General features: G+C 75.9%; 6 protein-coding genes. 5 read left to right on the forward strand and 1 reads right to left on the reverse strand.

The window, feature by feature from the left end; genetic code table 11:
* On the reverse strand, nt 1-1,181 hold a 1,181-nt coding region (locus JWQ92_RS16215), incomplete at its 3' end, for a GNAT family N-acetyltransferase (RefSeq protein ID WP_297345499.1).
* 162 nt (nt 1,182-1,343) lie between these two features.
* On the opposite strand from JWQ92_RS16215, the gene JWQ92_RS16220 reads away from it, so the two are divergent.
* From JWQ92_RS16220 to JWQ92_RS16240, 5 genes are all read left to right on the forward strand, one after another.
* Nucleotides 1,344-2,741: an L-serine ammonia-lyase gene (locus tag JWQ92_RS16220; protein ID WP_297345504.1), complete on the forward strand. Its 1,398-nt coding sequence runs from the start codon at nt 1,344-1,346 to the stop codon at nt 2,739-2,741.
* 158 nt (nt 2,742-2,899) lie between these two features.
* Nucleotides 2,900-3,589 carry a hypothetical protein gene (locus tag JWQ92_RS16225; RefSeq protein ID WP_297345500.1) on the forward strand — a complete coding sequence of 230 codons (690 nt, stop codon included), beginning with the start codon at nt 2,900-2,902 and terminating at the stop codon, nt 3,587-3,589.
* 22 nt (nt 3,590-3,611) lie between these two features.
* Complete coding sequence (locus tag JWQ92_RS16230; RefSeq protein ID WP_297345501.1) at nt 3,612-3,995, forward strand: VOC family protein; 384 nt, start codon at nt 3,612-3,614, stop codon at nt 3,993-3,995.
* 34 nt (nt 3,996-4,029) lie between these two features.
* Entirely contained in the window at nt 4,030-5,331 is a 1,302-nt protein-coding gene (locus JWQ92_RS16235; protein WP_297345502.1) for a PQQ-binding-like beta-propeller repeat protein, read from the forward strand.
* Between the two features lie 49 nt (nt 5,332-5,380).
* Nucleotides 5,381-6,247 (forward strand): protein kinase (locus JWQ92_RS16240; protein WP_297345503.1); only part of this gene is annotated, 867 nt, incomplete at its 3' end.

Genomic DNA, 6,247 nt, shown 5'->3' on the forward strand with positions numbered 1-6,247 from the left:
CGCCGCGCTAGCGCGGCGGCGCCGAGGGCGACCTCCGGCACGCTGCCGGACGGATCCGGCGCCGGGCGCACCGTCGCTGCGCCGGCCTCGTCGACCTCGAGCAGCCAGCGGCCCGCTGCGAACCCGGCCGGGTCGGCGACGTCGAGCACGGCGGCGCCCGGCCCGGCGTAGGTCCGCGCGGTGAGAGCGGCGACCGGGTCGAGCACGCGCAGCCAGAGGTGGTCCGTCACCGCGACCGTGCGGACGGCCCGCCGGTCGTCGACCAGCCAGGGCAGCCGTTCGTCGACGGGACGGAGCCGGGCGCTGATCTCACCGATGAGGTCCATCTCGATCAGGAACCGCCAGAGGGCCGCCTCCGCCTCATCGGTGGCGGCGGCGAGGTGGTGCACGGTCAGGGTGCTCGCAGCGAAGTCGGTGGGCGACTCAGCGGCGGTGTAGGAGACGTATCCCTGGGGTACGCCGTCGGCGTCGTCGTACCGCGCGAAGCGGTGCGCCCGCAGGTCGGCGGGATCGGATTCGCGGCCGAACAGCCGCGTGAGCAGCAGGCCGGACAGCCCGATCCCGCCGGGCGTGCGGACGCGGGCGCGGTCGAACACCGCCGGTGCGTCGGCGAGCATCCCGTCGCGGCTCACGAGCTGCACGCGGCCGGCGGCGTGGGGACCGGTCCAGGCGAGGCGGCGGCTGTCGATCAGGAGCTCCGCGGCCCAGGCGGCGGGCCCGAACCCGAACCGGTCGTAGATGGTCGCCTCGGAGACCGTGATCGCGGCGACCGGCAGGCCCGCGGCGGCGGCCGCGCGGAGCTCGCCGCCGACCGTCGAGGTCGCGATGCCGCGTCGCCGGTGCGTCGGCGCGACCGTGACCGCGCTGATCGCGGCCGCGCGGACGTCGCCGCCGGGCAGCGAGAGCGGCGCCTCCCAGGTGTCGATGGTCGCGACGGGGCGCCCCGGCTCGGCGAGCGAGTCGTCGTAGACGCCGATCGTGCGGCGACCGGGGAAGTCGGGCAGCGCCTCGGCGTGCTCCTCCTCCGTGGGCTCCGGGTCGAGGAAGCCGCGGACGACCGCCCGCCGCCACTCCCTGGCCGCCCCGCCGTCCGCCGGATCGACGAGCTGGAGCCGCAGGCCCTGAGCGGCGAGCGCGCGGGCGGAGTCGGGGTCGACGGGGAGGGCGAGCAGGTCCGGCACGCCTCAACGCTAGATCCGCCCGGCGACGGCGGCTGGATCCGGCCTCCGAGCAGGATCTCTGCGCTCGTTGGAGCGCGGCCGCAGCGGATCGCTGCGGATCGCGCAGCCTGTGCGCGGGGGCGGACGTACCGTGGAGGCATGGCGCTCTCCGAGACGCCGCGGATGCGACGAGGCACCGCGGCCGCAGGCGCGGACGCGATCCGTCCGGCCGGGATCCACCGCTCGGCGCTCGACCTGTTCTCCATCGGGATCGGGCCCTCGAGCTCCCACACGGTCGGGCCGATGCGCGCTGCGCGCGACTTCGCCGACCGCATCGCCGGCCGGAGCGGCGTGGCGCGGGTCCGCGTCCGCCTGCTCGGCTCGCTCGGTGCGACGGGCATCGGACACGGCACACCCGACGCCGTCGTGGCGGGGCTCACCGGGCTGGCGCCCGAGACCTGCGACCCGGCCGCGGTGCGCGGCGCGTGGCAGGCGCTCGGTGCCGGGACCCCGATCCGGGTGGGCGGCCACCACGTCGCGATGGCCATGGCCGACGTCGAGCTCGCGCCGCTCACGCGGCTCCCCCGCCATCCCAACGCCCTGCGGTGCTTCGCGCTCGACGCGTCCGGCGCCGTGCTCGCCGAGGAGACGTACTTCTCCGTCGGCGGCGGCTTCGTGGAACGGGAGGGCGGCGCGCCCGTCGGCGCGCCCGATGCGGCCTTCCCGTTCCCGTACACGAGCGGCGCGGAGCTGCTCGCGTTCTGCGCGGCGAGCGGATCCGACGTCGCGCGGGTCGCGCTCGCGAACGAGTGCGCGCTGCGACCGGAGGCGGCCGTGCTGGCGGGCCTGGATGCGATCTGGGCGGCGATGTCCGCCTGCATCCGCGCGGGGCTGACCACCGGGGGCGTGCTGCCCGGGGGGCTGCACGTGCCTCGCCGTGCACCCGCCGTCGCCGCGCAGCTGGACGCCCCTGGACCCGGCTGCAGGCACGCCGCGGACTGGCTCGACACCTACGCCCTCGCGGTGAACGAGGAGAACGCGGCGGGTGGCCGTGTCGTCACCGCGCCGACGAACGGGGCCGCCGGCATCATCCCCGCGGTGCTGCAGTACGCGCTCGACGGACTGCCGCCCGAGCAGCACCGCGATGCGGTGCGCACCTTCCTGCTCACCGCGACCGCGATCGGCTCGCTCTACGCGGCGAACGCCTCGATCAGCGGTGCGGAGTCGGGCTGCCAGGGCGAGGTCGGCTCGGCGTCGTCGATGGCGGCCGGCGGGCTCTGCGCCGTGCTCGGCGGCATCCCGGAGCAGATCGAGAACGCCGCGGAGATCGCGATGGAGCACAACCTCGGTCTCACCTGCGACCCGGTGGGCGGGCTCGTGCAGATCCCCTGCATCGAGCGGAACGCCGTCGGCGCCTCCAAGGCCGTCACCGCGGTGCGGATCGCGCTGCACGGCGACGGCCGCCACCTCGTCTCCCTCGACACCGTGATCGAGACCATGCGGCAGACCGGCGTCGACATGAGCGCCAAGTACAAGGAGACGTCGACGGGCGGGCTCGCCGTCAACGTCGTGGAGTGCTGAGGGCGACCGGTCGGCTTCGTGCCCTCCACCGCCGGTGCCCCTCAGAGCCGCGGCGCACGCCGACGGGACCGCGCTTCCACCCAGAACGGGGGCGATCCGGGCCCGACACCCCCTTCGGCGCTGGCGCGGCCCCGCGCCCGCTCCCTAGCCTGCGGGGCATGACGCTGATCGACCGGGTGCTGAACGTCCCGCTCCAGCTCGCGATCGCGCTGCGATCGGGGCAGTTCCTGCGGTCCGAGCGCCGCCCCGAGCACGACATCGACCTCACGTGGGGCACCGAGTCGCTCCGCGTCCTCGTCGTCGGTGCCGGCCTCGCCGCCGGCTACGGCGCCCGCACGCAGGCCGGCGCGCTGCCCGGCCAGCTCGCGATGGCGTTGTCCTCCCGCTCCGGTCGCGGCGTCACCGTGCAGACGAAGGCGCAGCCGTTCCTGCCGCTCGCCGACACCATCGAGCTGCTCGAGCCGGACGGCGGTCGCCGCTTCGACCTGGTCGTGTTCGCGCCGGGCTTCACCGAGATGACGCGCGCCACCTCCATGGAGTGGCGTCGCCAGCTGTTCGAGCTCGTCCTCTTCCTGAACCGCACCGTGCCCGACAGCGGCCGGATCGTGCTCACCGGCCTGCCGCTGCCGAAGAAGCGCGGCGTGCTCGAATGGATCGGCCGTCGCGGCGTGCATGCGGCGAACGCCGTGCTCGCCGACGTGGCCTTCACGGTGCCGCGTGCCGTGTTCGTGCCGACGCCGCCCTTCGAGACCCTGAAGCCGTCCGGCGGCAGCTTCGACGAGCGCTACTACGTGCGCTGCGCCGAGGCGATCGTCGAAGCCGTGCTGCCGCAGCTCGTCCTCAGCTGACGCGCCGCGGGAGAATGCTCGGATGAGCGTCACCGCTGTGCAGCTGTTCTCCCTGCCCGTCACCGACCAGGACCGCGCCCGCGACTTCTACGTCGACGTGCTCGGCCTCGAGCTCGTGAACGACGCCGAGACGGGGCCCGACATGCGCTGGGTGCAGGTGCGGCCCCGGGGCGCCGCCACCTCCATCACCCTCGTCACCTGGTTCGACACCATGCCGGCCGGATCCGTGCGGGGCACCGTGCTCGAGACGGACGACCTCGACGGCGAGGCCGCCCGCCTCGCCGGGCTCGGCGTCGCACTGCCCGGCGGCGTGCAGGAGGCGCCGTGGGGGCGGTGGGTCGAGCTCACCGATCCCGACGGCAACGGCATCGTGCTCCAGGCCACCGCGGACTCCCCCGCGGCCTGAGCCGGCCCGCGGCCCGCGCGTCAAGCCTGCCGCGATGCGTCCCTCCCGGATCTGCGCCGCGGGCCTCCTGGCGGTCGCCGTGCTGCTGCTCTCCGGCTGCAGCGACGCGGCCGCGCCGACGGTCGGTGCTGCGCCGACGGCCTGGACCGCCGATCTCGGTGCCGCCGTCGTCGGCAAGCCCGTCGTCGCGGGCGGCGAGGTGATCGCCGCGACCGAGCGGAACCGCGTCGTGGCCCTCGACCCGGACACCGGCCGCATCCGCTGGTCGCGCACGGTCGGCACGCCGCTCACCGGCACGGCGCAGGTCGTCGGCTGCGGCAACCTCGACCCGCTCGGCATCACGAGCACCCCGGTCGTCGACGCCGCGACGCACACCGTCTTCGTGCTCGCCGAGGTGCGCACGGGCGACTCCACCGTCGAGCACCGGATGGTCGCGCTCGACACGCGCACCGGCCGGGTCCTGCGGACCGCGGTCGCGGATCCCCCGCTCCCCGCCGGGGAGACGCCGCTCCCCCTGCTCCAGCGGCCCGGGCTCGTGCTCGCGAACGGCCGCGTCTACGCCGCCTTCGGCGGCAACAGCGGCGACTGCGGGCACTACCACGGCTGGGTCGTCGGGCTGCCGGCCGACGACGCGGGCGCGGCGGTGTCGTTCGAGGCCGCGCCGGACGGCGAGGGCGGCGCGATCTGGATGAGCGGCGGGGCACCCGTCGTCGACGGCGCCGGGAACCTGTACATCACGACCGGCAACGCGAACCCGGATCCATCCGAGGGCGGCCCGGACCCCAAGCGGTACACCGAGAGCGTCGTGAAGCTCTCCCCCGCCCTCACGCCCCTCGCCGCGTTCAAGGACCGCGTCGCGGGCGGCGACGAGGACCTCTCCACGGGGCCGCCCGTGCTGCTGCCGGACGGCCGGGTCGTCGTGGTCGGCAAGACCGACGTCGCCTACGTGCTCGACGCCGACCTGCATCGCGTCGGCGCGATCGACCAGGTCTGCGGCAGCGACCCCGACGGGACGCCCGCCTACGACCGCGCCACGGCGCACCTGTTCGTGCCGTGCGGGGACGGCGGGATCCAGGAGCTCGACCTGAAGGCCGATCGGCTCGGCCCGGTGCTGCCCGGACCGAACGGCTCCCCGGTGCTCGCCGGCGGGACGCTCCTCGCGGTGTCCTACCCCGACGGCGTGCTCACCGCCTTCGACGCGGCGAGCGGCACCGCGACCTCGTCGGAACGGCTCGGCGTCCAGGTCCCCCACTTCGTCACCCCCGTCGTCGCCGGCCGCCTCGTGCTGATCGGAACCGAGCAGGGAGTGACCGCCGTTCCCCGCGCGTCCGGCTGACAGCGACGCATGCCGCGCGGAGAATGGATCGGTACCGAAGGGGGGTCGGATGGCTGGCGCGCGCACGAAGCTCGGGGACGTCGTCGCGGGCCGCTACCGGCTCGGCTCCATCGCCGGGCGCGGTGGCGTCGGCGTGGTCCACCGGGCGGCCGACACCGCCGCCGGTCGCGACGTCCAGGTCACCGTCCTCTACGCACGGATCCGCGCCGTGCTCGACGCCGACCGCGTCGAGCACCTCCGCGGAGCGCTGCGGTCCCTCGCGCACCCCGCCCTCGCCGTGCCGATCGACGTGGTCGTCGATCCGGCGTCGGTCGTCACCCGGCCCGTCGAGGGCCGGTCGCTCGCCGGGGTCCTCACCGACGCGCCCCTCGGCGAGGCCGCCGTCTCCGAGCTCGGCGCCGCGCTCGCGGACGGGCTCGCGGCCCTGCACGCGTGCGGGGTGGTGCACAGGTGGATCCGGCCGTCGGCCGTCGCGGTCGACGCCGACGGGCGGCCGGTGCTGCTCGACATCGGCGTCACCGAGCTGCTGAGGCCGCAGTACTGCAGCGCGTTCGAGCGGCTCATCGGCACGACCGCGTACGTGAGCCCCGAGCAGGTCTGGAACGAGCCGGTCGGACCGGCGACCGACGTCTACGCCCTCGGGCTCGTGCTGCTCGAGGCGCTCACGGGGGTGCCGGTCTACCCGGGGACGACGGCCGCCGACGCCGTCGCCCGCACCCTCGTCGCCCCCGTGGTGCCCGACACGGCGGATCCGCGCCTCGCCCGCCTGCTGGCCGCCGCCACCGCCTTCCGCCCCGAGCAGCGGCCGTCCGCCGCGGCGCTGGCAGCCGGGTTCCGCGAGCTGCTCGCCCCGGTGCCGGCCCCGGCGCTCGCCACGGCGCTCGCCCCGGTGCCGACCGCCGCGGCCACCGTGTCG

The organism is Amnibacterium sp. (assembly GCF_025463795.1).
Lineage (GTDB): Bacteria > Actinomycetota > Actinomycetes > Actinomycetales > Microbacteriaceae > Amnibacterium.